This window comes from Marivita sp. GX14005 (assembly GCF_023370775.1).
GTDB lineage: Bacteria > Pseudomonadota > Alphaproteobacteria > Rhodobacterales > Rhodobacteraceae > Marivita.
The window spans coordinates 71,132-96,739 of sequence record NZ_JAMCCQ010000002.1; the positions used below are offsets into that span (position 1 = coordinate 71,132).

The following is a 25,608-nucleotide window of genomic DNA, read 5'->3' on the forward strand; positions in this document are numbered from 1 at the left end:
TGCGGCCGCCCGGTTTTTGCTTCAATCCGGCGGTTCGACGTCCGGTTTGGTCAGCGTTCCTTCACATAGGGCTCGCCGCCGGCGCGGGGCGGGATCGCCTTGCCGACGAACCCGGCGAGAATCACGACGGTGAGAATGTAGGGCAGGGCATCCATGAACTGCACCGGAACGGTGAACGCCCCGAGATCGATGTTCTGATAGCGCAGCGCCACCGCCTGCAGCAGCCCGAAGAGCAGGCAGGCATAAAGCGCATACCAGGGACGCCACTTGGCGAAGATCAATGCGGCGAGCGCGATATAGCCGCGCCCGGCGGTCATGTCCTTGACGAAACCGGCCTGTAGCCCGGTGGCGAGATAGGCGCCGGCCAGCCCGCAAAGCACGCCGCAGATGCCGATTGCGGCATAGCGCAGGCCGATCACGGACACGCCCGCGGTATCCACCGCTTCGGGCGCTTCGCCAACCGCGCGCAGGCGCAGGCCGAAGCGGGTGCGGTAGAGCACCCACCATGTCAGCGGCACCATCGCGAAGGCGACATAGACGAGGATCGAATGGCCGGAAATCAACTCGGCGTAGATAGGGCCAAGGATCGGCACACCCGAGAGCGCATCCGCACCCGGAAGCGTGATGGCCTCGAACCGGCCCTGTCCGATGAGCGAGGGCGTACGACCGCCCTGACTGAACCAATCCTGCGCGATGAGCACCGTCAGTCCGGCGGCGAGGAAATTGATCGCGACCCCGGAGATCAGCTGATTGCCGCGAAACGTGATGGAGGCGAGCCCGTGAACGATCGACAGTGCGAGCGACGCGAGCACGCCCGCGACAAGCCCGATCCAGACATCGCCGGTGATCGACGCGACGGCCGCGGAAAAGAAGGCCGCAGCGAGCATCTTGCCTTCCAGGCCGATGTCGAAAATGCCGGAGCGTTCCGAAAAGAGCCCGGCAAGACAAGCCAGCAGCAGCGGCGTGGCTAGGCGGACGGTGCTGTCGAGCACCTGCAAGAGCGTGGCGAAATCCATCAGGCTTTCCTCCGGCGGGCGAGGAACAGTTTTTCAAGCGGCATCCGCACCATGTTGTCGAGCGCCCCGGTAAAGAGGATGACCAGCGCCTGAATGACGACGATCAATTCACGCGGAATGTTCGTCCAGAGCGCAAGCTCGGCCCCGCCCTGGTAGAGAAATCCGAAAAGCAGCGCCGCCAGCAACACGCCCAGCGGATGAGAGCGGCCCATCAGTGCCACGGCGATGCCGATGAAGCCCGCGCCTTCGGTTGCGTTCATCACCAGACGTTCGGCCTCTCCCATCGTGGTGTTGAGCGCCATCAACCCGGCCAGACCGCCGGAGATGAGCATGGTGATCACCGTGATGCGCACCGGGCTGATGCCGGCATAGCGCGCCGCCGACTGCGATTCTCCGAAAGCGCGGATCTCGTAGCCAAGCCGCGTGCGCCAGATCAGCACCCAGACCAGCAGGCAGGCCGCGAGCGCGATGAAGAAGGTCACATTAGCCGGGGAGCCGCGGAACATCGGCTCGGCGGCGGTTGAGAACATGTCCTGGAAGGTGGGCAGATGCGTCGGTTTGGGGAACCGGGCGGTGGCGGGATCCATCGCGCCGGGCGGGCGCAGGATGCTGACGAGGATGTAGTTGAGCAGCGCCGCCGCGATGAAATTGAACATGATCGTCGTGATAACGATGTGGCTGCCGCGTTTCGCCTGCAGATAGGCCGGGATCAGCGCCCAGAGCGCGCCGAAGATAGCTGCCGACGCGGTCGCGCCGATCAGCGCGATATACCAGTTGGGCCACGGGATGAAGAGACAACAGAGCGCGACACCGAGCCCCCCGATCATTGCCTGACCTTCGCCGCCGATATTGAAGAGCCGCGCGTGGAAGGCGACGGCGACCGCAAGGCCGGTAAAGATGAAATTGGTCGCGTAATAGAGCGTATATCCCCAGCCCGAGGATCGCATCAGCGCACCGTCGACCATGAGCTTAAAGGCGGCGATCGGATCCTCGCCGATGCCGATGATGACGAGCGCCGACAGGATCGCGGCAAGCAGCAGCGAAATCAGCGGAACGAGAAGCGCATCGGCCCAGCCGGGCATCTTATCCATGTTTGTCGGTCTCCTCGGGCTTGGGCGGGGTCGGATCGGTGGCGGAGGATGGCGCGGTCAGGGGGTTCGCCGCATCGCCGCTTTCGGAGGCATCGGCCGGGGCGGGTTGTGCCGGCTTGGGCAGCTCTTCCGTCTCCGGTGCAAGTTTGGGATCGAGCGTGTCGGCGTCGTCATGCGCCGCCTTTTGCATCTCGCCGTCCGAGAGTGCCATCGGAGAATCCGGAACATGGGCGTGCTCGGGATCGGTGATCCCGGCCATCAGAAGGCCCAGTTCCTTTTCGCTGGTCTCCTGGGGTAGCCGTTCGCCCATGATCTGACCGTCGAACATGACCGCGATCCGGTCGGACAGCGCGAAGATCTCGTCCAGCTCGACGGAGACCAGAAGGATCGCCTTGCCTTCATCGCGCAGGCGAATGATCTGCTGGTGGATGAACTCGATGGCGCCGATATCAACGCCGCGTGTCGGCTGGCCGATCAGCAGGATATCGGGATTGCGTTCGATCTCGCGCGCCAGAACGATCTTCTGCTGGTTGCCGCCGGAAAAGTTGCGCGCCGCGAGTTTCGGGTTCGGCGGCCGAACGTCGAACCGTTCCATCTTTGCCGCGGCTTCCTTCTGGATGGCGGCGTTGTCCATCAGCGGGCCGGACTGGATCGCCGGATCGTGGTGATAGCCGAAAACGGTGTTTTCCCAAGCGGTGAACGGCATGATCAGCCCTTCACGGTGGCGATCCTCGGGCACATGGGCGATGCCCCGTGCGCGCCGCGATTGTCCGTCCGAGTTGCGCCCGCTCAGATCGAGCGGCTTGCCATTGACGCGGATCGTGCCGGTCGCCTCGGCATAACCGCCCAGAACTTCGAGGATTTCCGACTGCCCGTTCCCGGCGACCCCGGCAATACCGAGGATTTCGCCGGCGCGCACTTCGAGCGATACGCCCTTGAGCCTTTCGACGCCCTTGTCGTCGGTCAGGCGCAGATCCTCGATCTCCAGAATCGGATCGCCCGGTTTCGCGGCCGTCTTGTCGACTTGCAGCAGCACCTTGCGGCCCACCATCATCTCGGCCAGCCGTTCGGGGCTTGTCTCGGAGGTCTGCACCGTCGCCGTCATCTCGCCGCGCCGCATCACCGAGACGGTGTCGGTCGCATCCATGATCTCGCGCAGCTTGTGGGTGATGAGAATGATCGTCTTGCCCTCGGCGCGCAGGTTGTCGAGGATGCGGAAGAGGTGATCGGCCTCTGCCGGGGTCAGCACGCCGGTCGGCTCGTCGAGGATGAGAATGTCGGCCTGCCGGTAGAGCGCCTTGAGGATCTCGACCCTTTGCTGGTGTCCGACGCTGAGGTTCTCGATTACCGCATCGGGGTCGACATTCAGCTCGTATTCCTCGGCCAGTTGCTTGAGAACGCCGCGCGCCTTGGAAAGCGAGGGGCGGAGCATCGGGCCGTCCTCCGCCCCAAGAATGACGTTTTCCAGAACCGTGAAATTCTGCACCAGCTTGAAATGCTGGAACACCATGCCGATCCCGGCCCGGATCGCTGCCTGGCTGTCGGGAATGTCGGTCTTCTTCCCGTTGATGAAAATCTCGCCGCTATCGGCCTTGTAGAAGCCGTAAAGAATCGACATGAGCGTCGATTTCCCGGCACCGTTCTCGCCGATGATACCGTGGATCGTGCCCGGCTTGACGCTGATCGATATGTTTTTGTTGGCCTGAACCGGCCCGAACGCCTTGGAGATGCCCTTCAGCTCGATGGCCGGCGGCGCTGTTTGCGGGGCGGTGTCCTGCGCGGAAGCGGTATTCATGGCCTATCCCTGAAGGTGATCCCGGTCTTTGCCCGCCCGGTTTACAGCATGGGGCGGCCGTTGCCAGCCGCCCCGTCCGGTTTTCTTGGCAGTCACCGGATCAGAAGTTGATCGCCGGGCAGCTGTCGTTCTCGTAATAGCTGACAACGTCGATCTCGCCGTTGATGATCTTCTCGCGGGCATCCGCGACGGTGCTCAACATCTCCTCGGTCACGATATCGCGGTTGTTGTCGTCGATGGCGACGCCGACACCGTCCTCGGACAAGCCAAGCGTCTTGTTGACGCCGGTTTCCAGATCCTCGCCGGCCATCATCACCTCGTAGACGGCATTGTCCACGCGCTTGAGCATGGAGGTCAGCACCTTGCCCGGATGCAGGTGGTTCTGGTTGCTGTCGACGCCGATGGACAGGATATCCTCGTCAGCGGCGGTCTGCAGCACGCCGACGCCGGTGCCGCCCGCGGCCGCGTAGATCACATCCGCGCCCTGGCTGATCTGCGCCTTGGCCAGTTCCGAGCCCTTGACCGGGTCATTCCATGCCGCCGGGGTGGTGCCGGTCATGTTGGCGATCACCTCGACTTCGGGGTTCTGATACTTGACGCCTTGTGCGTAGCCGCAGCCGAAATGCCGGATCAGCGGCACGTCCATTCCGCCGATGAAACCGACGGTGTTCGATTCCGTGGCAAGCGCCGCCATGATGCCGACGAGGAACGAGCCTTCATGTTCAAGGAAGGTGATGATCTGCACGTTATCGGGGATCTCTTCGAGGAAGCCGTCGATATTGACGAATTTCGTGTCCGGATAATCCGGCGCAACCTCTTCGAGCGACGATGCGATGGCGAAGCCTGTCGTCACGATGGGATTTGCACCCGCCTCCGCGAAACGGCGCAACGCCTGTTCGCGCTGCGCTTCGGACTGGATCTCGATCTCCAGATATTTCTCGCCGGTTTCCTCGGCCCAACGCTTGGCACCGGTATAAGCGGCCTCATTGAAGGATTTGTCGAACTTGCCGCCGAGATCGTAAATCAGCGCAGGTTCGGCCGCAGCGCTGCCGGCGATCATCGCCATCGCGGCGGCAGCGCCGTAGAGTGTTTTCGTAAGCGTCATCTGAAGCTCCCAGGTTTTGACCGCGACGGCTTGATTGCGTCGCTTGATGAGATCGGTTGATCAGATACGATTTAGGCCGCAGCGGGGGCGGAGGGTCAACCGCTTTCTGCATCCACGCGCAGTCACGTCACCGGCGCTTGCGCCGCTGCCGGACGGAGGGAACGGACAAGAAGCAGGGCGTCGTCCTTGCTGCCATCGCGCAGCGTATAGTAGCTCCGGCGCATGCCGAGGCGGGAAAATCCGTGCCGGTCATAGAACGCGCGCGCGGCGTGATTGCGCGCCGCTACGTCAAGGAAAATGCGGTCCGCCGCCTGTTCGGCGGCCATCGTGACGAGCCTGTTCAAAAGCCCCGTGGCCACACCTTGCCGCTGGGCGTCCGGATCGGTGGCGATGGACAGGATTTCACATTCCCCGGCAACGATACGGGCGATAAGCCCGCCCCGCTCGGCGGTCGGAAAGACGACATGCGGCATGGAGAGCGTCGCTTCGATTTCCACCTCGGTCCAGGGGCGCATCTCGGTATAGGCCCGGTCCATCAGCGCCGCGAACGCCTTAGGTGTCACGGCAGGATCACCGGTGCCTCGATGCGCGAGGGCGCGGCGTCGGCCGGTTTGATATAAAGCGGTTTCGGTCGCCCTGCGGCGGCCGCATCGGCGCTCGCGGCGCAGCTCGCAATCGCCTCGGCCAATGCAGCGGCTTCCGGCGCGAATACCGGGTTTGCCACGTCGGCGGCGGTGCGAAGCGTTGCCGTGCCGCCCGGCGGTTGGGCATAGAGCATATCGCGCGGTGCGGTCACGGCGGCCATGGCGCCGAAATGCAAATATGCAATGGCATCGAGCGTCGAAACGCCGATTGCCGGAATGCCGAGCCCAAGCGCCAAACCCCGCGCCGCGGCAACAGAGATGCGGATGCCGGTGAAATTGCCCGGCCCGATCCCCACGCCGATCCGCGCGAGATCGCGCCAGTCATGGCCAGTCTCGTTCAAAATCTCCTGGAGGAACGGCAACAGCCGCTCCGCCTGTCCCTTGGCAAGCGTTTCCGCACGGCTTTCGATCACCGCATCGCCGCAAAGCAAAGCGGCTGCGCAATGCGCAGCCGATGTGTCGAAGGCCAGGATTGGAGGGTCAGACGGCAACCGGGCGCACCTCGGTCACTTCGGGGATGTAGTGCCGCAGCAGGTTCTCGATCCCCATCTTGAGCGTAAGGGTCGAGGACGGGCAGCCGGCACAGGCACCCTGCATATGAAGGTAGACAACGCCCCGGTCAAACCCGTGAAAGGTGATGTCGCCGCCATCCTGCGCCACGGCGGGGCGCACACGGGTGTCGAGCAGTTCCTTGATCTGGCCCACGATCTCGCCATCCTCGCCGCTGTGTTCAGCATGGCCCGAGGGTGCTTGCGCATCGCCCGCCATCACCGGATCGCCCGACTGGAAATGCTCCATGATCGCGCCGAGGATCGAAGGCTTGAGATGATCCCAATCGCGCTCCTCATCCTTGGTGACGGTGACGAAATCATGCCCGAAGAACACGCCCTTCACCCCGTCGATCGCGAAAAGGCGCGACGCCAGCGGAGAGGCGGAGGCACCTTCGGAGGAAGGAAAATCGGCGGTGCCCATATCGAGCACGGTCTGTCCCGGAAGGAACTTGAGCGTGGCCGGGTTCGGCGTGGATTCTGTCTGGATGAACATATCGGAACCTCCTGATGGGCCATTCCTATATGCGTGCGCCGCAGCGGATCGTCAAGGTTTAGAACTGTTCTAAATCGTGATTGCCGTCACTCGACCGGACCGAGAACGACATTGAACGAACCGGAAACATCCGCCGGATCGCTGAGATCGACAGTTCGGCCATAATCCTCGCTCGGACCGACCGCGCCGGAAAAGCTGCCTTCGATGGCAAGAAACGGGCCTTCGACCACGCTCCGGCTGACTTGGACCGTCAGCTTGCCGTCCTCTTCATTGCCAAAAAGCCGCACCAATGCGTCGCCTTCGCCAGCGCGCAAAAGGTAGAGTTCGGGCAGGGATGCCGTGCCATTCGCAAAGTCGAAACCGAGCGACAGGCTCTTGATCTGCTCGCCTGTCGGATCGTCCGCGGGGCGGGCGGAGATACTCACCGAGGCATAGCTTTCCGAGCCGCTCCAATCGCTTTGGCTGGCGTTGAGGGGGAGTTGCATCTCTTTGCCGTCGACCATGAGGGTCACGGCGCCGCGCTCTTCGGCCCCGGCGGGCAGGGCGGCCAGCAGCGTCATGCTTGCGGCGACCAAAAGCTGTGGAATACTCGATTCGAAACTCACATTGCTCTCCCTTGTTACTTCGTCGCAGCACGCTTTCGGCCTCAGGTAATCGCCTCCAGCCGCTCTTTCGATAGCTCTCCGGGAACGATGGTGATCGGGATCGGCAGGGTGCCCGCGTTCTTCGTCAGTTGTGTGACAAGCGGCCCCGGACCTTTCTTGTCGGAATTGGCGCCGAGCACGAGCACGCCGATATCCGGATCCTCTTGAAGCTGTGCCATGATCTCGGCCACCGGCTCGCCCTCGCGGATCACCAGTTCGGGATCGACATTCTGCTTGTCCCGCATCCACTTGGCAAACACTTCGAAATGCGCCTGGATACGTTCCCGCGACTCCTCCCGCATCACGTCCCCGACGCCGATCCAGTGGTTGAACTCATCGCTTGGAATGATCGAAAGAACCGCGACGCCTCCACCTGTGCGATTGGCTCGCATGGCCGCGAAACGCATCGCGTTCAGACATTCACGGCTGTCGTCCAGAACGACCAGGAATTTACGCATCGGTCATCTCCATGGCGCGGATACTGGCGCAGGAGCACCCGGGGCGCAATAGTGGCGGAGGATCATTCCGAATGTGCCCAGTCCCAGTAGAGTTCACGCGTTCGGCGCGTCATCGGACCGACCTGGTAGGACGTATCCTCAAAGCCCGTCACGGCGGTGACCTTGCTCATGTTGCCAGACAGGAACACCTCGTCCGCATCTTCGAAATCGGCGAATGTCAGGACGGTTTCATGAACCTTCACGCCATCGCTCCGCAGGTTCGACATGTGACGCGCGCGGGTGATGCCGGCAAGGAACGTGCCGTTGGCGATGGGCGTGAACACCTCGCCATCCTTGACCATGAAGACATTTGCGGTGGCGCTTTCGGCGACATTGCCCATCGCGTCGGTGACCAGCGCGTTGCCGAAACCGCGGGCGCGGACCTCGGCGATCATGCGGGCGTTGTTGGGATAAAGGCAGCCGGCCTTGGCATCGACGACGGCATCCTCCAGCACCGGACGGCGAAAGCGCGTCTTGCCGAGCGTCACGGTCGCGGTATCGGCAGCGAAGGGAATCTCCTCCAGGCAGACTGCGAAGCCGGTGCGGCCGGCCTGCGGCACGATCGCCGTCTGATCGCCGTCGAGCGCCCAATACATGGGGCGGATATAGACCGCGGCCTCCTTGGGATAGGCGGCGAGCCCGTCCCAGACGATCTGGACCATATCCTCGGGCGTGACGGTCGGCGTGACCATGAGCGCCTCGGCGGAGCGGTTTACCCGCTGGCAATGCGCAAGCAGGTCGGGCGCGATCCCGTTCACATAACGCGCACCATCGAACACGCTGCTGCCGAGCCAGGCGCCGTGATCGGCCGCGCGCATGATCGGCGCATCGCCGTCATGCCATGCGCCGTTGAAATAGGTGCGGATATTCTTGCCTGTCGCCATGACGCCCTCCCTCGAATTTTGCGCAGACTAGGAGCGCGGCTGGGAAACGTCCAGCCGCGAAAAAGCGCCCATCGCCGGCGGTCTAACCGACCATGCCGACGATGTCATAGGTCCGCTTGAGGATCGGTGCCGCGATGGAGCGGGCGCGTTCGGCACCGGAGGACAGGATCGCGTCGATCTCCTCGGGCGCCTGCATGAGCCGGCCCATTTCGGTGGAGATCGGAGCCAGCTTCTCGACCGCGAGATCGGCCAGCATCGGCTTGAACTCGGAGAACGGCTTGCCGCCCACGTCGCGCAGAACATCCTCGACCGACTGTTCGGCCAGCGCGGCGTAGATGTTGACGAGGTTGCGTGCCTCGGGCCGATCCTCGAGCCCGTCGGCTTCCGAAGGCAAGGCCTCCGGATCGGTCCTGGCCTTGCGGATCTTCTGCGCGATGGAATCCGCATCGTCCGTCAGGTTGATGCGGCTGGCATCGGAAGGATCGGATTTCGACATTTTCTTCGAGCCGTCGCGCAGCGACATCACCCGCGTTGCGGCGCCTTCGATCACCGGCTCGGTCATCGGGAAGAACTCTGTCCGGTAGTCGTGGTTGAACTTCGCCGCGATGTCGCGGGTCAGCTCAAGATGCTGTTTCTGATCCTCGCCGACCGGCACATGCGTGGCGTGGTAGACAAGGATATCCGCCGCCATCAGCGCCGGATAGGCAAAAAGCCCGAGCGAGGCGTTTTCCTGGTTCTTGCCGGCCTTGTCCTTCCATTGCGTCATGCGCTTCATCCAGCCCATGCGGGCGACGCAGTTGAACACCCAGGCAAGCTGGGCGTGTTCGGGCACCTGGCTTTGGTTGAAGAGGATCGACCGGTTCGGATCGATGCCGCTCGCGATATATCCCGCTGCCAGTTCGCGTGTCTGGCGACGCAACGCGTCCGGATCCTGCCAGACGGTGATCGCGTGCATGTCGACCATGCAATAGATCGTTTCGAACCCGTGATCCTGCATCTCGGCAAACCGTTTCATCGCGCCAAGGTAATTGCCCAGCGTCAGCCCCCCCGAAGGCTGAATCCCCGAAAAGACACGGGGCGTGAAAACGGGAGAGGTCTGGACCCCCTCGGACATGGCGCAAACTCCGTCTGGAAAACCTGTTCCGCGTGGCTTACTCATGGCACCTGTTGCCGTCAAGCAAGGCCAGGACACCGTGAGCCATCCCCATAACGAACCGCCTCTCAACCCGCTTCCGCCCGTGGTGATCGCTCTGTTCCTGGTGATCGTCGGGCTCGAGATCGCGTTCGGCCTCGGATCGCGCGGGATCGTTGGCGGGCCGGGCGCGGTAGGCTGGCGGCTGGGCGTTCTGGAGCGGTTCGCCTTCTCGGCCGAGATCGTCACCTGGATGCGCGAGACGGGGCGCTGGCCGCCCGAGCACCTGATGCGGTTCGTCACGTATCCGTTCGTTCATGCCAACTTCACCCATGCGCTTTTTGCCGGCGTCATGCTGCTTGCGCTGGGCAAGATGGTCGGCGAGGCGCTGGGCAGTTTCGCGGTGCTGGCGATCTTCTTCGGCTCCGCAGCGGGCGGAGCGCTTGTCTATGCGCTGATCCACGCGAGCGCCCTTCCGCTTATCGGAGCGTTTCCGGCGGTTTACGGGCTGATCGGGGGGTTCACCTACCTGCTTTGGCTGCGGCTCGGCCAGATGGGAGAGAAGCAGATCCGGGCGTTTACCCTGATCGGATTCCTGCTGTTCATCCAACTGATTTTCGGCCTGCTGTTCGGGGCGAGCGCCGAATGGATCGCCGACCTCTCTGGCTTTGCGATCGGGTTCGGATTGGCGACGGTCCTCGTTCCGGGCGGGTGGCAAAAACTGCACTTTCGCCTGCGCCGCAGAAACTAGGTGCCGCGCTTCAGCGCGCGGCGAAAATCGCCGAGAGAGAAAGCGCCTAGGAGCTGACCGGCAAGCGCGTAGACCCCCATGCCCAAAGCGATAAGAGCGAGCAGGCCGAGAAAACGAAAGCCCGGAATTTCGAGGAACGGGCCAAGCAAAACCATTCCGAACCACAGTGCCGCGCCCATGATCGCCGATGCCGCCCCGATCCGCCACAGACGGCGGCGGAACCGTGCATCGAACCGCGCGGTATCGCCCAATCTGCGCCCGCCCGAGGCAAGCATCCAGACCATGACCCAGCCGGCAAGGGTGGTGGCGATGGCTGGCGCGATCCAGCCGATATAGGGCGCGAGCCCGATGGCGGTAGCGGCGTTCACGATCATCGCCCAAACAGCATATTTCAAAGGGGTTTTTGTGTCCTCCCGCGCGAAGAAAAGCGGTTGCAGAACCTTTTGCAGCACGAATGCCGGCAGGCCGAGCCCGTAGATCGCGACCGCCGCGGCGATGGCGGCGCTGTCATCGGGGCCGGTTGCACCGCGTTCGAAAAGGACGGTCGCGATGGGCAGGGGAATCACCATCAGCGCGACCGCTGCCGGAATGGTTAACGCAAGAGCCATTTCTCCGGCGCGCGACAGGGCCGCCTTGGCCCCGGCGTCATCCTGCACGCCAAGCCGGCGTGAGAGGTCAGGCAAAAGCACGATTCCCACGGCGATGCCGACGACGCCGAGCGGCAGCTGATAGAGCCGGTCCGCCGCGTAAAGCCAGCCGACGGCCTTGTCGAAATGAGAGGCAACCTGTTGACCCACAAGCAGATTGATCTGCATCACTCCGCCCGCCAGCGCGGCGGGGATCGCCACGATGACAAGCCGCTTCATCGCGGGAGTCCAGCGCGGCCGCGACAGGCGCAGCCGCAAACCAGCGCGATCGGTCGCGACCCAGACAAGCGCGAGTTGCGCAACCCCGGCAACCGGCACCGCCCAAACCAGCCAAAGGATGACGGTACCGCCCGTCAGATAGGCCCAACCCATTGCGATACATACGAATATATTGAGAAACACCGGCGCCGCCGCAGCGACCGCAAAGCGGCCCGTTGCATTTAGAACGCCGGAGAAGAGCGCCGTCAGGGAAATCAGGAAAATATAGGGAAAGACGACGCGGCCATAGTTAACGGTCAGGTCGAACCGTTCATCCCCGACAAAACCGCCCGCCGTCGCCCAAACCAGCGCAGGCATGAAGATCATCGCCAGCGCGCTCAGGATCAGCAATACGAAGGCCAACCCGCTGAGCGCTTGTTCGGCAAAGCCGCGAGGGTCGTCATCGGCGGCGAGACGCTTGGAAAACATCGGCACGAAGGAGGCATTGAACGCGCCTTCGGCGAAGAAACGGCGGAACATGTTGGGCAGGCGAAAGGCCGCGACGAACGCGTCCATCACCGGGCCGGGGCCGATGAGGGCGAGGATCATCACCTCGCGCAGCACGCCCAGGACGCGGCTGGCGAGGGTCCAGAACCCGACGGTGAGAACACCGGATATCAGGCGGATCGGTTTCATCGGGCTCCTGTTCGAGGTCTGCACGGCGTAGAGCAGAAATCGAGCCGCGAAAAGAGCCTGTTGTACGGCACGGGGGCGTGGACCGTACGGCCGGGAGCGCAATTTACGCTGCATTTGAGGCTAATTCGCAAGTTTGGCGCCGCGCGGCGGCGAGCGGTACGGTTGCGGCCGCGCTGCCGTACAGGACATCCGTACGGGGCGGAATGTGTTGCGCATTTTAACGATCCCGGCGCGGCGCGCTTACCTTTTGTCAACAGTTTGGCACCACGGTGGGCAGACACGCTGCCCGGAGGATCGCGATGTATCGTTACAACCTGTCCGAACTGGAGGATATCGGGACCGAATGGTTCCGCGCCAATCTGCGCCAAGTCTGCGATCAGGTGAGCTATCACGGCGCGCGCTACGCGCTGCTCAGGCGGGGGCGGCCCGTGGCGGGCATCGTTCCGATCACCGAGGCGCGCGCCCTGTTCGAGGCAACGCGGGCAGACAGGGAATACCGGGACATTCACCGGCAATTGCAAACGCGCGACGAGGACCGATTGAGACAGGCCGTGCGGCATGTGGCGGAAGCGGAGTCGGTTTCAGGATATGGCGGCCATGGCCGTTAGACCGGGGATGAGGCGGGCCGAGCCGCATCTATTGCCGCGCACGTTCGGCGCCTTCGGCGATGGCCGCGCGCAACTTGGCTTCGAGTGACCTTTGCTTGGATACGGAATGGAATTTCAGACCGAACATATCCTTGACATAGAATGTATCGACCACCTGTTCGCCGTAAGTGGCGATGACTGCGGAGGCGATATAGACATTCGCGTTGGCCAACGTGCGCGTCAGATCATAAAGCAGGCCGGGCCGATCGCGGGTATCGACCTCGATGATGGTGTAGATTTCCGATCCCTCATTGTCGAACGTGATCGATGTCGGCACGCGAAAGGCGCGTTCGCGTTTCCTGAGCCTGTCGCGCGGCTTGATCGCCTCGCGGGCGACGACGTCGCCGCTGAGGGTCTTGGAAATCATGTCGCGCAGGCGGGGGATGCGCGCACTGTCATAGGGGGAATCGTCGCCATCCTGAATCCAGAAGATCGCGGTGGCGTAGCCGTCCTTGGAGGTAAAGGTGCGCGCATCGACCACGTTCGCGCCGGCGAGCGCCAATGCCCCGGCAAGACGCGAGAAAATGCCGGGGTGATCGGCCAGCACGAAACAGGCGCGCGTGGCGTCGCGATCTTCATCGGGGTGAATATCGATCCGGATTTCATCTGGATGGATGTCGCGCAGAAGTTCGGCGAAGACGACATGTGCGGTGACGTGCAAACCTTGCCAATAGGGCGGATAATGGCGGGCGGTTTCCGCGCGCAGCGCCTTGCTGTCCCAATGCGAAAGCGCCGCCCGAAGAGCCTTTTTCGCCTCGGTTCCCCGGTTCTCGCGATTGAGCGCCTCCATCCCGTCTTCGAGCGCACGGCGGGTTTGCCGGTAGAGCGCACGGATCAGCACTGCCTTCCAGTTGTTCCAGGTGTCGGGCCCCACCCCGCGAATATCGCAGACCGTCAGAACACAAAGCAGATCGAGCCGTTCGCGGGTTTGAACCGCCTTGGCGAAATCGCGCACGGTGCGCGGATCGGCGATATCGCGTTTCTGCGCCATGTCGGACATCAGCAGATGATAGCGCACCAGCCATTCGACTGTGGCGATCTCCTGTTTGCTGAGCCCGAGGCGTGTGGCGACCCGCCGCGCGATCCGGGATCCGAGGACGGAGTGATCCTCGTCCCGCCCCTTGCCGATATCGTGCAGCAGGAGCGCGATATAAAGCACCTTGCGGTTGACCCCTTCGGCCAGGATGCTGCTGGCGACAGGCAATTCTTCGGTCAGCTGCCCATGTTCGATCTCGGACAGGTGCCAGATACATTGGATCGTGTGTTCGTCGACGGTGTAGTGGTGATACATGTTGAACTGCATCATCGCGACGATGGGTTCGAATTCGGGGATGAAAGCCGACAGGACGCCAAGCTCGTTCATGCGGCGAAGGGCGCGTTCGGGGTTGCCGTGTTTGAGCAGCAGATCGAGGAAGATGCGCTTTGCTTCCTTGCTCTGGCGCATGTCATTGTCGATGAGGTGCAGATTGCCGCTGATCAGGCGCATTGCGTCGGAATGGATGAGCAGGCCGGTGCGCAACGCTTCCTCGAAAATGCGCAGGAGATTCATCTTGTCGGCGAGAAAGGCCGCTTCGTCGCGGATGACAAGGCGATTATTGACCACATCGTAATCGGAGCGGACCCTGGGCGCGCGCTTGAAAAGCCGCATGAGAAGCGGCGGTTGCTTTTGCTGCGCCGCCTCGAGCGAGGTAAGGAAAATCCGCGTCAGATCGCCGACAGCGGTGGCATGGCGGAAATAGTCCTGCATGAACCATTCGACGGCGCGGCGCCCGCCCTTGTCGACATATCCCATCCGCTCGGCGATTTCGACCTGCATGTCGAAGGTGAGCTGCTCCGCCGGGCGGCGCGCGGCGAGGTGAAGATGGCAGCGCACGGCCCAGAGGAAGGATTCGGCGCGTGCGAATGTCTCGTATTCATCGGGACGGAAGACCCCGCGATGCACAAGATCCTCGATGTGATCCGTCCGGTGCACATATTTCGCGATCCAGAAGAGCGATTGCAGGTCGCGCAGCCCGCCCTTGCCCTCCTTCACGTTTGGCTCGACCATATATCTTTGGCCTTGCTTGTCGTGGCGCAGATCGCGTTCGGCAAGCTTCGCTTCGATGAATTCCGGTTCGGTGCCTTTGAAAAGCTCGTTCCAAAGCCGCTCGTCGAGTTCGTGGGCCAATGTTTCGTCACCGACGATAAAGCGATGTTCGAGCATTGCGGTGCGAATTGTCATGTCCTCTCGCCCAAGGCGCAGGCAATCGGGCACAGTGCGCGCCGAATGCCCGATTTTCAGCTTCAGATCCCACAGGATATAGAGCATCGATTCGATGACGCTCTCGGCCCAGCCGGTGATCTTGTAGGATGTCAGGAACAGCAGATCGACATCGGAAAAAGGCGCCATTTCCCCGCGCCCGTATCCCCCGACGGCAAGCACGGACAAGCGTTGACCTTCTGTAGGATTCGGATTGGGATGCATTCGTGTGGTCACAACGCGCCAGGCCAATGCGATCAACCGGTCGGTCAGCCATGTGTAGCCCTGCGTGGCGGTCGTGGAATCGAGCGGCTCGGCTTTCAGCTGTGCCGCGATCGCGGACCGCCCGTCTTTCTGCGCTTGGGAAAGGATCGCGACGGTCGCGGCACGGATGTCCCGCTCGTCATGAATAGAGGCGAGGCTGTCATGCAGCGCATGGTCGAGCGCTGCGATGTCCAGTATCCTTGCGCGTTCCGCGTGCTCCACCGGGCCGGATGTCGGCATATGAAAAGATCAGAAGCCTGCGCCGCCGAAGCCGGATGGCGCGGGATCGAGGATGGTCAGTTGGTTGTTGCGCACGGTGGCAATGGCAAGCGCGCGTTCATTGGTGCCATCGGGGCGCAGGCGGAACGCCCCGGTCGCGCCCCGGAAGCCGGAACCCTGCGTCAGCGCACGGCCGCTCAGCGCGTCGGATCGGCCTTGGCGAACCAGCGCGCCGATAGCCGCGATTCCGTCGAAAGCAAGACCGGCGAGCGGATGGGGGTCGGCGCCAAACCGCGCCCGGTAGCGCGTTTCGAATGCCGCGGCGGCGGACGGATCGGCAAGCGTGAAATAGCCGCCCTGCGCGCCCGGCATCGAAAGGATCTGCGCGGGCACGTCCCACCGGGCAAGGCCAAGATATTGCGTGGTGTCTGGCGCGATGCCGGCTTCGGGCATGAGTTGAAGCAGCATTGGCAAAGCACCGGCGGCGGTCGAGGTGAGGAAGACGGAATCGGCGCCGTTCGAGGCGATGCTGTCACGAATACGCGGAACGGCCGCGGCGACGCCTTCCTGAGAGAAAGCGAAGGATTGGATATCGGCAACGCGCACGCCGCTCTGCGCTGCTGCGGCCTGGATCGCGGCTTTCCCGAATTCACCCTCGACATTGCGCGGATGAACGATGACGACAGAATCGCGCCCCTGCCGCGCGGCGTAACGCAGCAATCGGTCCGCGGTGTTTCGGAATGTCGGCCCGAGAATAAAGACATTGCCTCCGGCAATGCTGGGATTGTTGGAGAAGCTCAGGACATTGACCCCGTTATCGGCAACCGCGACGCCGGCGGCATTCGCCGCTTCGCCGAACAGGGGACCGAGGATGATCTTTGCGCCCTCGGCCACGGCGGTTTCGGCCTGGACGGCCGCGCGCTGCGCATTGCCGCCGGTATCGTAGACGCGCAGGTCGATCTCGGCCCCATCGAGCGATTCAAGCGCGAGCTGCGCCGCGTTCTCCAGGCTGCGGGCAACACCGCCGGCGCCGCTGTCGCTGCGCGGCACCAAAAGCGCCACCGGGATCGGCGCGCCGGTGTTGACCCTGGGGCCGGCACCGCCGGCCGGGCCAGACATCATTGCCGGATCGCAGGCGGCCAGAACGATGAATGCCAACACGGCCATCGCGCGATGCACCAGCTTGCGGGGGATGGACAAAACAGCCAACATGAACGGCACTCCCTGACCTGCCGCGACACAGCGCGGCTTTTGTTTTGCGGACGATCATAGACGACGAGAAAGGCGGGTCCAGAGATGAATTGGCAGACGCGCGACATCGCGCCGGGTCTGTATCTGGTGGCGACGCCCCTGGGCAATGCGCGCGATATCACATTGCGTGCGCTCGATCTTCTGGCGAGCGCGGACCTGCTTGCGGCGGAGGACACGCGCACCTTGCGGCGCCTGATGGAGATACACGGGGTCGCGCGCGGCGAACGTCCGTTGATCGCCTACCACGATCACAACGCGGCAAAGGCCCGTCCGCGGCTGATGTCGGCGCTCGCGGCCGGAAAATCGGTCGTCTACGCCTCCGAAGCGGGAACGCCGCTTATTTCGGACCCCGGATTCGACCTGATGCGCGATGCGCTGGCTGCCGGCGTGGCATGCACCAGCGCACCCGGTCCGACCGCCGTGATCGCGGCGCTGACGTTGAGCGGTTTGCCGACTGACAGGTTTCTTTTCGCCGGGTTTCTTCCGAACGGAACGGGAAAGCGGAAAAAGGTTCTGCGCGAGCTTGCGAATGTGCCTGCAACGCTCGTTTTCTACGAATCCCCCAAACGGCTCGCTGCGATGCTGAGAGATGCGGCTGCGGAACTTGGCCCGCGCAAAGCCGTGGTTTGCCGGGAGTTAACCAAAAGGTTCGAAGAACGTTGTGAGGGAAGTCTGGAGGATTTATCGAGACGATATGAGGGGGAAAGCGTAAAGGGCGAAATCGTCGTGATCATCGAACGGGCCGCGCATCAGGATACAGATCCGGCAACGCTCGATGCTGCCTTGAAAAAGGCGCTGACGCGCGGATCGGTGAAGGATGCGGCCAGTGAAGTGGCTCAGAAACTCGGTATATCACGGCGAGAGGCCTATCAAAGGGCGATGGCGTTAGCAAAAAATTAGATGCCCTTGATGTAGGGTGATTCTGAAGGGAGATGCGTGATGCCATTTGACTTTGAGACCGGGCCCGAACGTGGGGCAAAGCAAAGAACGAACTATTACGCCGGGTTGAATGCCGAAAAATCAGTTCAACGCCACTATCAGAGGCAGGGCGCCGAATTGCGCGAAGCGCGATGGCGCGGTCCGGGAGGGGAAATCGACCTGATCCTCGCCGAAGGCGAAAGGATGGTGTTCGTCGAAGTCAAGAAGAGCCGGACGCATGACCAAGCTGCGCAGCGTATCACCGCGCGACAGATGGGGCGCATCCTGCGCAGCGCGGAAAGCTATCTCGGCCGCTGTCCGAAAGGTTCGCTTACGGAGGCGCGGGTCGATATCGCGCTTGTCGATGGGCAGGGGAAAATAGAGATCATTCCGAATGCCAGCATGATGTTCTGACGGCGCTTGTATTGGCGATACCGATGCGGCACATCCCCGGAGGGATTTCGCAAGAGGGGCCAAGATGAAAATCGCGTTTCAGATGGATCCGATCTCCGCCGTCGATATCGACGCCGACAGCACGTTTCGGCTCGCCGAAGCGGCGCAGGATCGAGGCCATGATTTGTTCTATTATTCGCCCGACCGGCTGGCCTATGCCGAAGGGCAGATCATCGCGACGGGGCAGGATTTCACCGTGCAGCGCGTTCATGGCGCGCATGTGCAACTCGGACCGGTAAGGCGTGCCGATATCGCCGATTTCGACACGGTCTGGTTGCGGCAGGATCCGCCGTTCGACATGCATTACATCACCTCGACCCATCTGCTCGATCGGGTGTCGGGCGACACCCTGGTGGCGAATGATCCGTTCTGGGTGCGGAATTTGCCGGAAAAACTGATGGTCCTCGATTTTCCGGACCTCACGCCGCCGACCATGATTGCGCGTGATCTCGAAATGCTCAAGGATTTCAAGGCGCGGCATGGGGACATCATTCTCAAACCGCTTTACGGCAATGGGGGCGCTGGGGTGTTCCGGCTGGATGCGAATGATCGCAACCTCACATCGCTGCATGAACTGTTTACGGGGTTCTCGCGTGAGCCATTGATCGCGCAGAAATTCTTGCCCGCCGTCTCGCGCGGTGACAAGCGCATTATTCTTATCGATGGCGAGCCTGCGGGCGCGATCAACCGGGTTCCGGCTGAGGGGGAGACGCGGTCGAACATGCATGTCGGTGGACGGCCTGAGAAAACCGTCCTGACGGAACGGGACCGGGAGATCTGCGCGCGGATTGGGCCGGTTTTGCGCGAGAAGGGGCAAATATTTGTCGGGATCGACGTGATCGGTGACTATCTTACCGAGATAAATGTCACGTCGCCCACCGGATTGCAGGAACTCGAGCGGTTCGACGGGATCAACGTGGCCGATCTGATTTGGGAGGCCATCGAAGCGAAGCTTTGATCCAGGTGGTCGATGCTCGGCCCACTGCCGGATGCCCAATTGTCAGACGCAGGTCGACGGCGTGATGTTCATCCATGGATCGGCAGTCCGGCTTGACGCGATAGGCCGCTTCCGAAATTGCCGATCTTGTCTTAAGACTGCGCGCCGGAGATGGCCCCCCGGCAGGGACTTGTTCGTAAATTTAGAGTGTCCTCGCGGACCATACGGTTCGGTGGTTGCGGGTAGATCGAATGATGCAGATCCCGAAATGCCTCGTCGTGACTGTCAGCCGGCGCTGGCGGGAAGGCGGTAGCTGAGGGCTTCGGCGATGTGCTCGCGTGAGATGCTGTCCGCGATATCGAGATCGGCAATGGTGCGCGCAACGCGCAGAACGCGGTGATAGCCGCGGGCGGAGAGACCGAACCTTTCGGCGGCGCTGGTGATCAGGGTTCGGGCGGGATCGGAGAGCCGGGTCAGGTTCTCGAGCAGGGCGCCTTGCAGGTCGGCGTTCTGGCGCGCGCCGCCGACGGTGTCGAAACGTTCGGATTGGATCGCGCGGGCGGCGCGGACGCGGGTGGCGATCTCGGCGCTGGAGGCGCCGGCGCTTGGCCCGTCGAGATCGCGGAAGGCGACCGGCGGCACATCGACGCGCAGGTCGAAACGGTCCATGAGCGGGCCGGAGATACGGCCCATGTAATCCTCGCCGCAGACCGGCGCGCGCGAGCAGGCGCGGGCCGGATCGGAGAGATAGCCGCATTTGCAGGGATTGGCGGCGGCCACCAGCATGAAGCGGCACGGGTATTTCACATGCGCATTGGCGCGGGCGATCATGACCTCGCCGGTTTCGATGGGCTGGCGCAGGGTTTCCAGAACGGTGCGGGAAAATTCCGGGAACTCGTCCATGAAGAGCACACCGTTATGCGCGAGGCTGATCTCGCCGGGTTTGGCGCTGCGGCCGCCACCGACGATGGCAGCCATCGAGGCGGTGTGATGCGGCTCGCGAAACGGGCGATGCCGGGAGATGCCGCCGGTGTCGATCAGGCCGGAAAGCGAGTGGACCATCGAGGTTTCCAGTGCCTCCAGCGGGGTCAGGGGCGGCAGGATGCCGGGCAGGCGGGCGGCGAGCATGGATTTGCCGGAGCCGGGCGTTCCGACCATCAGCAGATGGTGACGCCCGGCTGCGGCGATTTCGAGCGCGCGCTTGGCGCGTTCCTGGCCCTTCACATCGCGCATGTCCCGGGGATCGGGGGCGCCGCCGGCTTCTCCGGGTTCGGAGGCGGGCAGCGGGGTGCGCCCGGTAATGTGCTGGATCACGTCCATCAGGCTGGATGCACCGATCACCTGGCAATCGCCGACCCAGGCGGCTTCGGCGCCGGACGCGGCCGGGCAGATCAGGTTGCGGTTCTCCGCCGCCGCGGCCATGGCGGCGGGCAGCGCGCCGATCACCGGGACGAGCGCGCCGTCGAGCGACAGCTCGCCGAGCGCGACGGAATGGGCGGCGATGTCCTTCGGCAGGATGTCCAGTTCGGCCAGCAGCGCAAGGGCGATGGGCAAATCGAAATGGCAGCCTTCCTTGGGCAGATCCGCAGGCGAAAGATTGACGGTGATGCGCTGGCTGGGCAGCGAGATATGCAAGGTGGAGAGCGCGCCGCGCACCCGGTCGCGGGATTCGGAGACCGCCTTGTCCGGAAGGCCGACGATCGAGAATCCGGGCACGCCGGGAGTGATGGCGCATTGCACCTCGACCATACGGGCCTCGACGCCTTCGAAGGCGACTGTGTAGGCGTGTGCGACCATGCGGACCCCATCTTCCTGCGAGGTATAGATGCCGCAGACATGGTTGCGAAAAGGTTAACGTCGGGCGGACGCGTTTTCGAAAACGCGTCGCCCCCGGGCTGGTGGCGCGCAATGCGGGGAACGAATGATCGGGTCTCGACGTTCGGCTGGTGAGAAACTTTGTCAAACATTCTTTTGATCCAGAAGCCCGATTCCGGCGTAACCGGTTCAAGATACCAGCATTGGGGGTTTTCTCATGGCACTCGATACGTTCGACGACCGGACGCTGTCCCGGCGGGCGATGAAGGCGGAGCTTCTTGACGCGGAGACGGAGTTGAAGCTGGCCTATGCCTGGCGAGACCAGCGCGACGAGGTGGCGCTGCATCGGCTGATCACGGCATATATGAGGTTGGCGATCTCCATGGCGTCCAAGTTCAAGCGTTACGGCGCGCCGATGAACGATCTGATCCAGGAGGCCGGGCTGGGTCTCATGAAGGCCGCCGACAAGTTCGATCCCGATCGCGGCGTGCGCTTTTCGACATATGCGGTCTGGTGGATCAAGGCGTCGATCCAGGATTACGTGATGCGCAACTGGTCCATTGTGCGCACCGGCTCGACCTCTTCGCAGAAGTCGCTCTTCTTCAATATGCGCCGCGTGCAGGCTCGGCTCGAAAGGGAAGCTGCGGCGGCCGGCAAACAGCTTGAGGGCCATGAGTTGCGCCGCCTGATCTCCGAAGAGATCGGCGTGCCGATCCATGATGTCGAAATGATGCAGGGGCGGCTTTCGGGCTCGGATTTTTCGCTCAACGCCACGCAATCGGCCGAGGATGAGGGCCGTGAGTGGATCGATGTGCTGGAAGATGACAGTGCTCAGGCCCAGGACACGGTGGAGACCGATCTGGACCGGGCGCAGCTCCGGGAGTGGCTGACCTTGGCGATGAACCGGCTCAACGAGCGGGAGCGGTTCATCGTTCGCGAGCGAAAGTTGCGCGAGGATGGCCGCACGCTAGAAAGCCTCGGCAACGAGTTGGGGCTTTCGAAGGAACGGGTGCGGCAGCTCGAAGCGGCGGCCTTTGCCAAGATCCGCAAGACGCTTGAGGCCGAGAGCCCGGAGGTGCAACATCTTCTGTCATGAAGATGGCGGCGATTCTCATGAGTTTGGCCCCTGCCGCGCTGGCCGCAGGGGCTTTTTTCGCGGCGGCGGATGTCGTTTTCCTCGGGGAATTGCATGACAATCCAGGGCACCATGCGCGGCAGGCGGAATATGTGGAGCGCATCGCACCTACCGCGCTGGTGTTCGAGATGCTCACGCCGGATCAGGCGGCGCGCGTGACGCCGGAGTTGTTGGCAAACCCTAGGGAGATGGCCGAGGCGCTGGATTGGGCCGACAGCGGCTGGCCCGATTTTTCGATGTATCATCCGATTTTCGTGGCCGGCGGCGAGGCGGCGGTTTTCGGGGCAGCCGTGCCGCGCGGCGTCGCGCGCGACGCCATGCGCAGCGGTGTTGTGGAGAGTTTCAGCGGCGATGCGGGGCGTTTCGGGCTGGACCGGGCGTTGCCCGAGGCCGAGCAGGCCGCGCGGGAAGCGGCGCAGATGGCGGCGCATTGCGATGCGCTGCCGGAAGATATGTTGCCGGGCATGGTGGATATTCAGCGGCTGCGCGACGCGGAACTGGCGCGCGCCGCGCTCGAGGCGTTCGAGGCGCATGGCGGGCCTGTGGTTGTGATCACCGGCAATGGTCATGCGCGGCGCGACCGGGGGGCGCCGGTCTATCTGGCCGCTGCCGCGCCGGAGTTGGAGATCGCCGCGCTGGGGCAGGGTGAGGAGGGCGCCGCTGCGCCTGCGGGCGATTTCGACGAGATCGCGTTCTCGCCCCCGGCCGAGCGCGACGATCCATGCGAGGCGTTCCGCTGATTGAGTTTTGCCGCCCCGGCCCGTAACAAGGGCCGAAGCCAGAGGGCATGGACCTATGTTGAGCGGCAAGCGGATACTTCTGATCATCGGCGGCGGTATCGCGGCCTACAAATCGCTCGACCTCATTCGGCGTCTGCGCGAACGGGGCGCTTCGGTGACGCCAGTGATGACGCGCGCCGCCGAGGAGTTCGTCACGCCCCTGTCGGTTGCCGCGCTGGCGGGGGAAAAGACCTATCGCGCGCTGTTCGATCTGACCGATGAGGCGGAGATGGGGCATATTCAGCTTTCGCGCGTGGCCGATCTTGTGCTGGTCGCGCCGGCGACGGCGGATCTGATGGCGAAGATGGCGCATGGTCTGGCCGGCGATCTGGCGAGCACGTTGCTCATGGCGACCGACACGCCGGTAATGATCGCGCCGGCGATGAATGTGCGCATGTGGGAGCATCCGGCCACGCAGCGCAATCTTTCGATCCTGCGCGGTGACGGGATCGCCGTGATCGGGCCGAATGACGGCGACATGGCCTGCGGCGAGTTCGGTCCCGGACGGATGGCGGAGCCGCTGGAGATCGTTGATGCCGTGCAGGCGGCGCTCGGTGCCGGGCGGCTGGCGGGCAAGCGCGTGGTGGTCACATCGGGGCCGACGCATGAGCCAATCGATCCCGTGCGCTATATCGCCAATCGCTCGTCCGGGGCGCAGGGCGCGGCGATCGCAGCGGCCTTGGTCGCCGAGGGCGCGGAGGTGGTTTTCGTGACCGGGCCGGCAGATGTGCCGCCCCCGGCTGGCGTTCGTGCGGTGCCCGTGCAGACGGCTGTGCAGATGCGCGCCGCCGTGCTCGATGCGCTGCCGGCCGATGCCGCCGTCTTCGCGGCGGCGGTGGCCGATTGGCGGGTGGCCGAGACTTCGGCCGGCAAGATCAAGAAACAGGCTGGCGCGCTGCCTGTGCTTCGGTTCGAGGAGAACCCGGACATTCTGGCGGAGGTGGCGCAGATGGGCGATGGCCGGCCGCCGCTGGTGATTGGTTTCGCGGCAGAGACCGACGACGTCGAGGCGAATGCGACGGCGAAGCGGGTGCGCAAGGGCTGTGACTGGATCGTGGCGAATGACGTATCGCCGCAGACCGGAATCATGGGCGGCAGCGAGAACGCGGTGACGCTGATTTCGCCGGAGGGCGCGGAGAGATGGCCGCGCATGGGCAAGGATGCCGTGGCGACGAGGCTCGTCTCCCGGATTGCCGAGCGGATCGCCTGAGGGCGGCGGCGTGCATGAGTATTTGGAACGAAGAGAAGGGCGGGGCGTGGTCGCGATAGAGGTTTCATGGATGGAAGGCGCGGACCGAAGCCTTGGCTTGCCGGATTATGCCACGTCCGGCGCGGCGGGGGCCGATCTGCGGGCGAATTTTCCTGACCGGGGCAATGTGCGCCTTCGCCCCGGCGCGCGCATTCTGGTCCCGACGGGGTTGAGGCTGGCGATCCCCGAGGGTTTCGAGGTGCAGATACGACCGCGGTCGGGGCTGGCGCTTCGGCATGGGATTTCCCTGCCCAATGCGCCGGGGACGATCGACAGTGACTATCGCGGCGAATTGGGGGTTATCGTGATGAATGGCGGGGATGCGCCGTTCGCCATCGCGCATGGCGACCGGATCGCGCAGATGGTGGTCGCGCCAGTGATCCAGGCGCGGTTCGCGGAGGTTTCGGAGCTCGGAGAGACGGAGCGCGGCGCCGGCGGGTTCGGATCGACGGGGGTGGCCTCGTGATCCTGGTTCTGGCGCTTGCGGCGTTTCTTTGGGCGGTCGGGGCGCTGTTGAAGCTGCCCTATCGCGCGCGGCTTTACATGATCGGGCTGCTCTATGTCGGTGTGCTGTTCATCCAGATCGTCTTGCCCCAGGGCCATCCGCTGCGGCTCGCCACCGGGCAAAGTGCGGCGCTCTGGATCATTCTCGGCGTCTTTGCGGCCCTTGCGGCGGCCTATGGTCGCGTTGTGCGCGCGCTCAAGGCGCGGGCGGAGCGAAAGGAGGCGGCGGAGCGGCGTCCGGTGGCGCGGGAGGGGCGTTTCTCGAGCAGCGAGCTGGAACGCTACGCGCGGCATATCGTGCTGCGCGAGATCGGCGGGCCGGGACAAAAGGCGCTGCGAAATGCGCGGGTTCTGGTGATCGGTGCCGGCGGTCTGGGCGCGCCGGCGCTGCAATATCTTGCCGCGGCCGGGGTCGGAACGATCGGGGTGATCGACGATGATGTTGTCGAGAATGCCAATCTGCAACGTCAGGTGATCCACCGGGACGCCGATATCGGAATGCCGAAGGTCTTTTCCGCGCAGGCCGCGATGCTGGCGCAGAACCCACATGTCGAGATCCTGCCCTACCATCGACGGCTCGATGAGGCGATCGCCCATCAGCTTGTCGACGAATATGACGTTGTTCTGGACGGCACCGACAACAGCGAGACGCGATATCTTGTCAACAGGGCGGCTGTCGATCGACGCAAGCCATTGATATCCGGCGCGCTTTCGCAATGGGAGGGGCAGCTTTCGGTGTTCGATCCGGCGCAGGGCGCGCCCTGTTATCAATGCGTGTTCCCGCAAGCGGCGGCAGCAGGGCTCGCGCCTTCCTGTGCCGAGGCGGGGGTGATCGGGCCGCTGCCGGGGGTGATCGGATCGATGATGGCGGTCGAGGCGATCAAGCTGATCGCCGGGGCCGGGCAGGTGCTTCGCGGCGAGATGCTGATCTATGACGCGCTTTGGGCCGAGACGCGTAAAATCAAACTCAAAAGCCGTGCGGATTGCCCGGTATGCGGCAAAAATTCACGCGCGGCTTAAGACGATGGTAACAGGTGTGTTGCTAGAAATGCCG

25 protein-coding genes are annotated in these 25,608 nt (G+C 63.5%); 10 read left to right on the forward strand and 15 right to left on the reverse strand.

Features of this window, described 5'->3' with window-relative positions; translation table 11 throughout:
• Positions 1-50 precede the first annotated feature (50 nt).
• The 11 genes from M3465_RS06505 to trpS all read right to left on the reverse strand — a co-directional run bounded on the left by M3465_RS06505 (position 51) and on the right by trpS (position 9,834).
• A complete protein-coding gene (locus M3465_RS06505; RefSeq protein WP_249500931.1) occupies positions 51-1,016 on the reverse strand; it encodes an ABC transporter permease in 966 nt (321 codons plus the stop codon).
• A complete protein-coding gene (locus tag M3465_RS06510) occupies positions 1,016-2,107 on the reverse strand; it encodes an ABC transporter permease (RefSeq protein ID WP_249500932.1) in 1,092 nt (363 codons plus the stop codon). The genes M3465_RS06505 and M3465_RS06510 overlap by 1 nt, the downstream gene beginning before the upstream one ends.
• On the reverse strand, positions 2,100-3,902 hold the full coding sequence (locus M3465_RS06515; RefSeq protein WP_249500933.1) for an ABC transporter ATP-binding protein: 1,803 nt from the start codon (positions 3,900-3,902) through the stop codon (positions 2,100-2,102). The genes M3465_RS06510 and M3465_RS06515 overlap by 8 nt, the downstream gene beginning before the upstream one ends.
• Before the next feature lie 100 nt (positions 3,903-4,002).
• Positions 4,003-5,007, reverse strand: coding sequence for a BMP family lipoprotein (locus M3465_RS06520; protein WP_249500934.1), 1,005 nt, complete (start codon positions 5,005-5,007; stop codon positions 4,003-4,005).
• 122 nt (positions 5,008-5,129) lie between these two features.
• Positions 5,130-5,570 (reverse strand): GNAT family N-acetyltransferase, encoded by a 441-nt coding sequence (locus M3465_RS06525; protein WP_249500935.1) that lies wholly within the window; start codon positions 5,568-5,570, stop codon positions 5,130-5,132.
• Entirely contained in the window at positions 5,567-6,142 is a 576-nt protein-coding gene (gene tsaB / locus M3465_RS06530; RefSeq protein WP_249500936.1) for a tRNA (adenosine(37)-N6)-threonylcarbamoyltransferase complex dimerization subunit type 1 TsaB, read from the reverse strand. Before tsaB ends, M3465_RS06525 begins: the two co-directional genes overlap by 4 nt.
• Positions 6,132-6,695 carry a NifU family protein gene (locus M3465_RS06535; RefSeq protein WP_249500937.1) on the reverse strand — a complete coding sequence of 188 codons (564 nt, stop codon included), beginning with the start codon at positions 6,693-6,695 and terminating at the stop codon, positions 6,132-6,134. The genes tsaB and M3465_RS06535 overlap by 11 nt, the downstream gene beginning before the upstream one ends.
• Positions 6,696-6,781: 86 nt before the next feature.
• The gene (locus M3465_RS06540) at positions 6,782-7,300 is read right to left on the reverse strand and encodes a hypothetical protein (protein WP_249500938.1); all 519 of its coding nucleotides are present in this window, start codon (positions 7,298-7,300) and stop codon (positions 6,782-6,784) included.
• A gap of 41 nt (positions 7,301-7,341) precedes the next feature.
• Positions 7,342-7,797 carry a universal stress protein gene (locus M3465_RS06545; RefSeq protein ID WP_249500939.1) on the reverse strand — a complete coding sequence of 152 codons (456 nt, stop codon included), beginning with the start codon at positions 7,795-7,797 and terminating at the stop codon, positions 7,342-7,344.
• Positions 7,798-7,859: 62 nt separating this feature from the next.
• Positions 7,860-8,720 (reverse strand): branched-chain amino acid aminotransferase, encoded by an 861-nt coding sequence (locus M3465_RS06550; RefSeq protein ID WP_249500940.1) that lies wholly within the window; start codon positions 8,718-8,720, stop codon positions 7,860-7,862.
• 82 nt (positions 8,721-8,802) lie between these two features.
• Positions 8,803-9,834, reverse strand: coding sequence for a tryptophan--tRNA ligase (trpS, locus tag M3465_RS06555; RefSeq protein ID WP_249500941.1), 1,032 nt, complete (start codon positions 9,832-9,834; stop codon positions 8,803-8,805).
• Between the two features lie 79 nt (positions 9,835-9,913).
• Between trpS and M3465_RS06560 the strand changes: the two genes are divergently transcribed.
• Positions 9,914-10,603: a rhomboid family intramembrane serine protease gene (locus tag M3465_RS06560; protein ID WP_502846107.1), complete on the forward strand. Its 690-nt coding sequence runs from the start codon at positions 9,914-9,916 to the stop codon at positions 10,601-10,603.
• Here the strand turns inward: M3465_RS06560 and murJ are convergent.
• Positions 10,600-12,144 (reverse strand): murein biosynthesis integral membrane protein MurJ, encoded by a 1,545-nt coding sequence (murJ, locus tag M3465_RS06565; protein WP_249500943.1) that lies wholly within the window; start codon positions 12,142-12,144, stop codon positions 10,600-10,602. The genes M3465_RS06560 and murJ overlap by 4 nt on opposite strands.
• Positions 12,145-12,443: 299 nt before the next feature.
• On the opposite strand from murJ, the gene M3465_RS06570 reads away from it, so the two are divergent.
• The gene (locus M3465_RS06570; protein ID WP_249500944.1) at positions 12,444-12,752 is read left to right on the forward strand and encodes a type II toxin-antitoxin system Phd/YefM family antitoxin; all 309 of its coding nucleotides are present in this window, start codon (positions 12,444-12,446) and stop codon (positions 12,750-12,752) included.
• 28 nt (positions 12,753-12,780) lie between these two features.
• On the opposite strand, the gene M3465_RS06575 is transcribed toward M3465_RS06570, so the two are convergent.
• Both M3465_RS06575 and M3465_RS06580 read right to left on the reverse strand, forming a co-directional pair.
• Positions 12,781-15,534, reverse strand: a complete 2,754-nt coding sequence (locus M3465_RS06575; RefSeq protein ID WP_249500945.1) for a [protein-PII] uridylyltransferase — start codon at positions 15,532-15,534, stop codon at positions 12,781-12,783.
• A 9-nt stretch (positions 15,535-15,543) separates the two neighbouring features.
• The gene (locus tag M3465_RS06580; RefSeq protein WP_249500946.1) at positions 15,544-16,725 is read right to left on the reverse strand and encodes a penicillin-binding protein activator; all 1,182 of its coding nucleotides are present in this window, start codon (positions 16,723-16,725) and stop codon (positions 15,544-15,546) included.
• Between the two features lie 84 nt (positions 16,726-16,809).
• Here M3465_RS06580 and rsmI point away from each other — a divergent pair, with 84 nt between their 5' ends.
• The 3 genes from rsmI (at position 16,810) to gshB (ending at position 19,093) form a co-directional block, all read left to right on the forward strand.
• Positions 16,810-17,664, forward strand: a complete 855-nt coding sequence (gene rsmI, locus M3465_RS06585; RefSeq protein ID WP_249500947.1) for a 16S rRNA (cytidine(1402)-2'-O)-methyltransferase — start codon at positions 16,810-16,812, stop codon at positions 17,662-17,664.
• 39 nt (positions 17,665-17,703) lie between these two features.
• Positions 17,704-18,096, forward strand: a complete 393-nt coding sequence (locus M3465_RS06590; protein ID WP_249500948.1) for a YraN family protein — start codon at positions 17,704-17,706, stop codon at positions 18,094-18,096.
• Positions 18,097-18,160: 64 nt separating this feature from the next.
• Complete coding sequence (gshB, locus tag M3465_RS06595) at positions 18,161-19,093, forward strand: glutathione synthase (RefSeq protein WP_249500949.1); 933 nt, start codon at positions 18,161-18,163, stop codon at positions 19,091-19,093.
• Positions 19,094-19,357: 264 nt separating this feature from the next.
• Here gshB and M3465_RS06600 read toward each other — a convergent pair whose 3' ends face one another.
• On the reverse strand, positions 19,358-20,869 hold the full coding sequence (locus M3465_RS06600; RefSeq protein WP_249500950.1) for a YifB family Mg chelatase-like AAA ATPase: 1,512 nt from the start codon (positions 20,867-20,869) through the stop codon (positions 19,358-19,360).
• A gap of 235 nt (positions 20,870-21,104) precedes the next feature.
• Here M3465_RS06600 and M3465_RS06605 point away from each other — a divergent pair, with 235 nt between their 5' ends.
• The 5 genes from M3465_RS06605 to M3465_RS06625 all read left to right on the forward strand — a co-directional run bounded on the left by M3465_RS06605 (position 21,105) and on the right by M3465_RS06625 (position 25,574).
• The gene (locus M3465_RS06605) at positions 21,105-21,983 is read left to right on the forward strand and encodes an RNA polymerase factor sigma-32 (protein WP_249500951.1); all 879 of its coding nucleotides are present in this window, start codon (positions 21,105-21,107) and stop codon (positions 21,981-21,983) included.
• Between the two features lie 17 nt (positions 21,984-22,000).
• Complete coding sequence (locus M3465_RS06610; protein WP_249500952.1) at positions 22,001-22,762, forward strand: ChaN family lipoprotein; 762 nt, start codon at positions 22,001-22,003, stop codon at positions 22,760-22,762.
• A 55-nt stretch (positions 22,763-22,817) separates the two neighbouring features.
• The gene (coaBC, locus tag M3465_RS06615; RefSeq protein ID WP_249500953.1) at positions 22,818-24,011 is read left to right on the forward strand and encodes a bifunctional phosphopantothenoylcysteine decarboxylase/phosphopantothenate--cysteine ligase CoaBC; all 1,194 of its coding nucleotides are present in this window, start codon (positions 22,818-22,820) and stop codon (positions 24,009-24,011) included.
• A 70-nt stretch (positions 24,012-24,081) separates the two neighbouring features.
• Entirely contained in the window at positions 24,082-24,516 is a 435-nt protein-coding gene (gene dut, locus M3465_RS06620) for a dUTP diphosphatase (RefSeq protein WP_283254981.1), read from the forward strand.
• Positions 24,513-25,574 (forward strand): HesA/MoeB/ThiF family protein, encoded by a 1,062-nt coding sequence (locus M3465_RS06625; protein ID WP_249500954.1) that lies wholly within the window; start codon positions 24,513-24,515, stop codon positions 25,572-25,574. Before dut ends, M3465_RS06625 begins: the two co-directional genes overlap by 4 nt.
• The last annotated feature ends 34 nt before the right edge of the window (positions 25,575-25,608 follow it).

Coding starts and splice junctions, on each gene's coding strand:
- M3465_RS06510 (WP_249500932.1), bottom strand. CDS start 2,107: ATGGATAAGATGCCCGGCTGGGCCGATGCGCTTCTCGTTCCGCTGATT.
- trpS (WP_249500941.1), bottom strand. CDS start 9,834: ATGTCCGAGGGGGTCCAGACCTCTCCCGTTTTCACGCCCCGTGTCTTT.
- M3465_RS06535 (WP_249500937.1), bottom strand. CDS start 6,695: ATGTTCATCCAGACAGAATCCACGCCGAACCCGGCCACGCTCAAGTTC.
- M3465_RS06575 (WP_249500945.1), bottom strand. CDS start 15,534: ATGCCGACATCCGGCCCGGTGGAGCACGCGGAACGCGCAAGGATACTG.
- dut (WP_283254981.1), top strand. CDS start 24,082: ATGGAAGGCGCGGACCGAAGCCTTGGCTTGCCGGATTATGCCACGTCC.
- rsmI (WP_249500947.1), top strand. CDS start 16,810: ATGAATTGGCAGACGCGCGACATCGCGCCGGGTCTGTATCTGGTGGCG.
- coaBC (WP_249500953.1), top strand. CDS start 22,818: ATGTTGAGCGGCAAGCGGATACTTCTGATCATCGGCGGCGGTATCGCG.
- M3465_RS06600 (WP_249500950.1), bottom strand. CDS start 20,869: ATGGTCGCACACGCCTACACAGTCGCCTTCGAAGGCGTCGAGGCCCGT.
- gshB (WP_249500949.1), top strand. CDS start 18,161: ATGAAAATCGCGTTTCAGATGGATCCGATCTCCGCCGTCGATATCGAC.
- M3465_RS06545 (WP_249500939.1), bottom strand. CDS start 7,797: ATGCGTAAATTCCTGGTCGTTCTGGACGACAGCCGTGAATGTCTGAAC.
- M3465_RS06570 (WP_249500944.1), top strand. CDS start 12,444: ATGTATCGTTACAACCTGTCCGAACTGGAGGATATCGGGACCGAATGG.
- M3465_RS06610 (WP_249500952.1), top strand. CDS start 22,001: ATGAGTTTGGCCCCTGCCGCGCTGGCCGCAGGGGCTTTTTTCGCGGCG.
- M3465_RS06520 (WP_249500934.1), bottom strand. CDS start 5,007: ATGACGCTTACGAAAACACTCTACGGCGCTGCCGCCGCGATGGCGATG.
- M3465_RS06580 (WP_249500946.1), bottom strand. CDS start 16,725: ATGTTGGCTGTTTTGTCCATCCCCCGCAAGCTGGTGCATCGCGCGATG.
- murJ (WP_249500943.1), bottom strand. CDS start 12,144: ATGAAACCGATCCGCCTGATATCCGGTGTTCTCACCGTCGGGTTCTGG.
- M3465_RS06605 (WP_249500951.1), top strand. CDS start 21,105: ATGGCACTCGATACGTTCGACGACCGGACGCTGTCCCGGCGGGCGATG.
- M3465_RS06590 (WP_249500948.1), top strand. CDS start 17,704: ATGCCATTTGACTTTGAGACCGGGCCCGAACGTGGGGCAAAGCAAAGA.
- M3465_RS06515 (WP_249500933.1), bottom strand. CDS start 3,902: ATGAATACCGCTTCCGCGCAGGACACCGCCCCGCAAACAGCGCCGCCG.
- M3465_RS06505 (WP_249500931.1), bottom strand. CDS start 1,016: ATGGATTTCGCCACGCTCTTGCAGGTGCTCGACAGCACCGTCCGCCTA.
- M3465_RS06550 (WP_249500940.1), bottom strand. CDS start 8,720: ATGGCGACAGGCAAGAATATCCGCACCTATTTCAACGGCGCATGGCAT.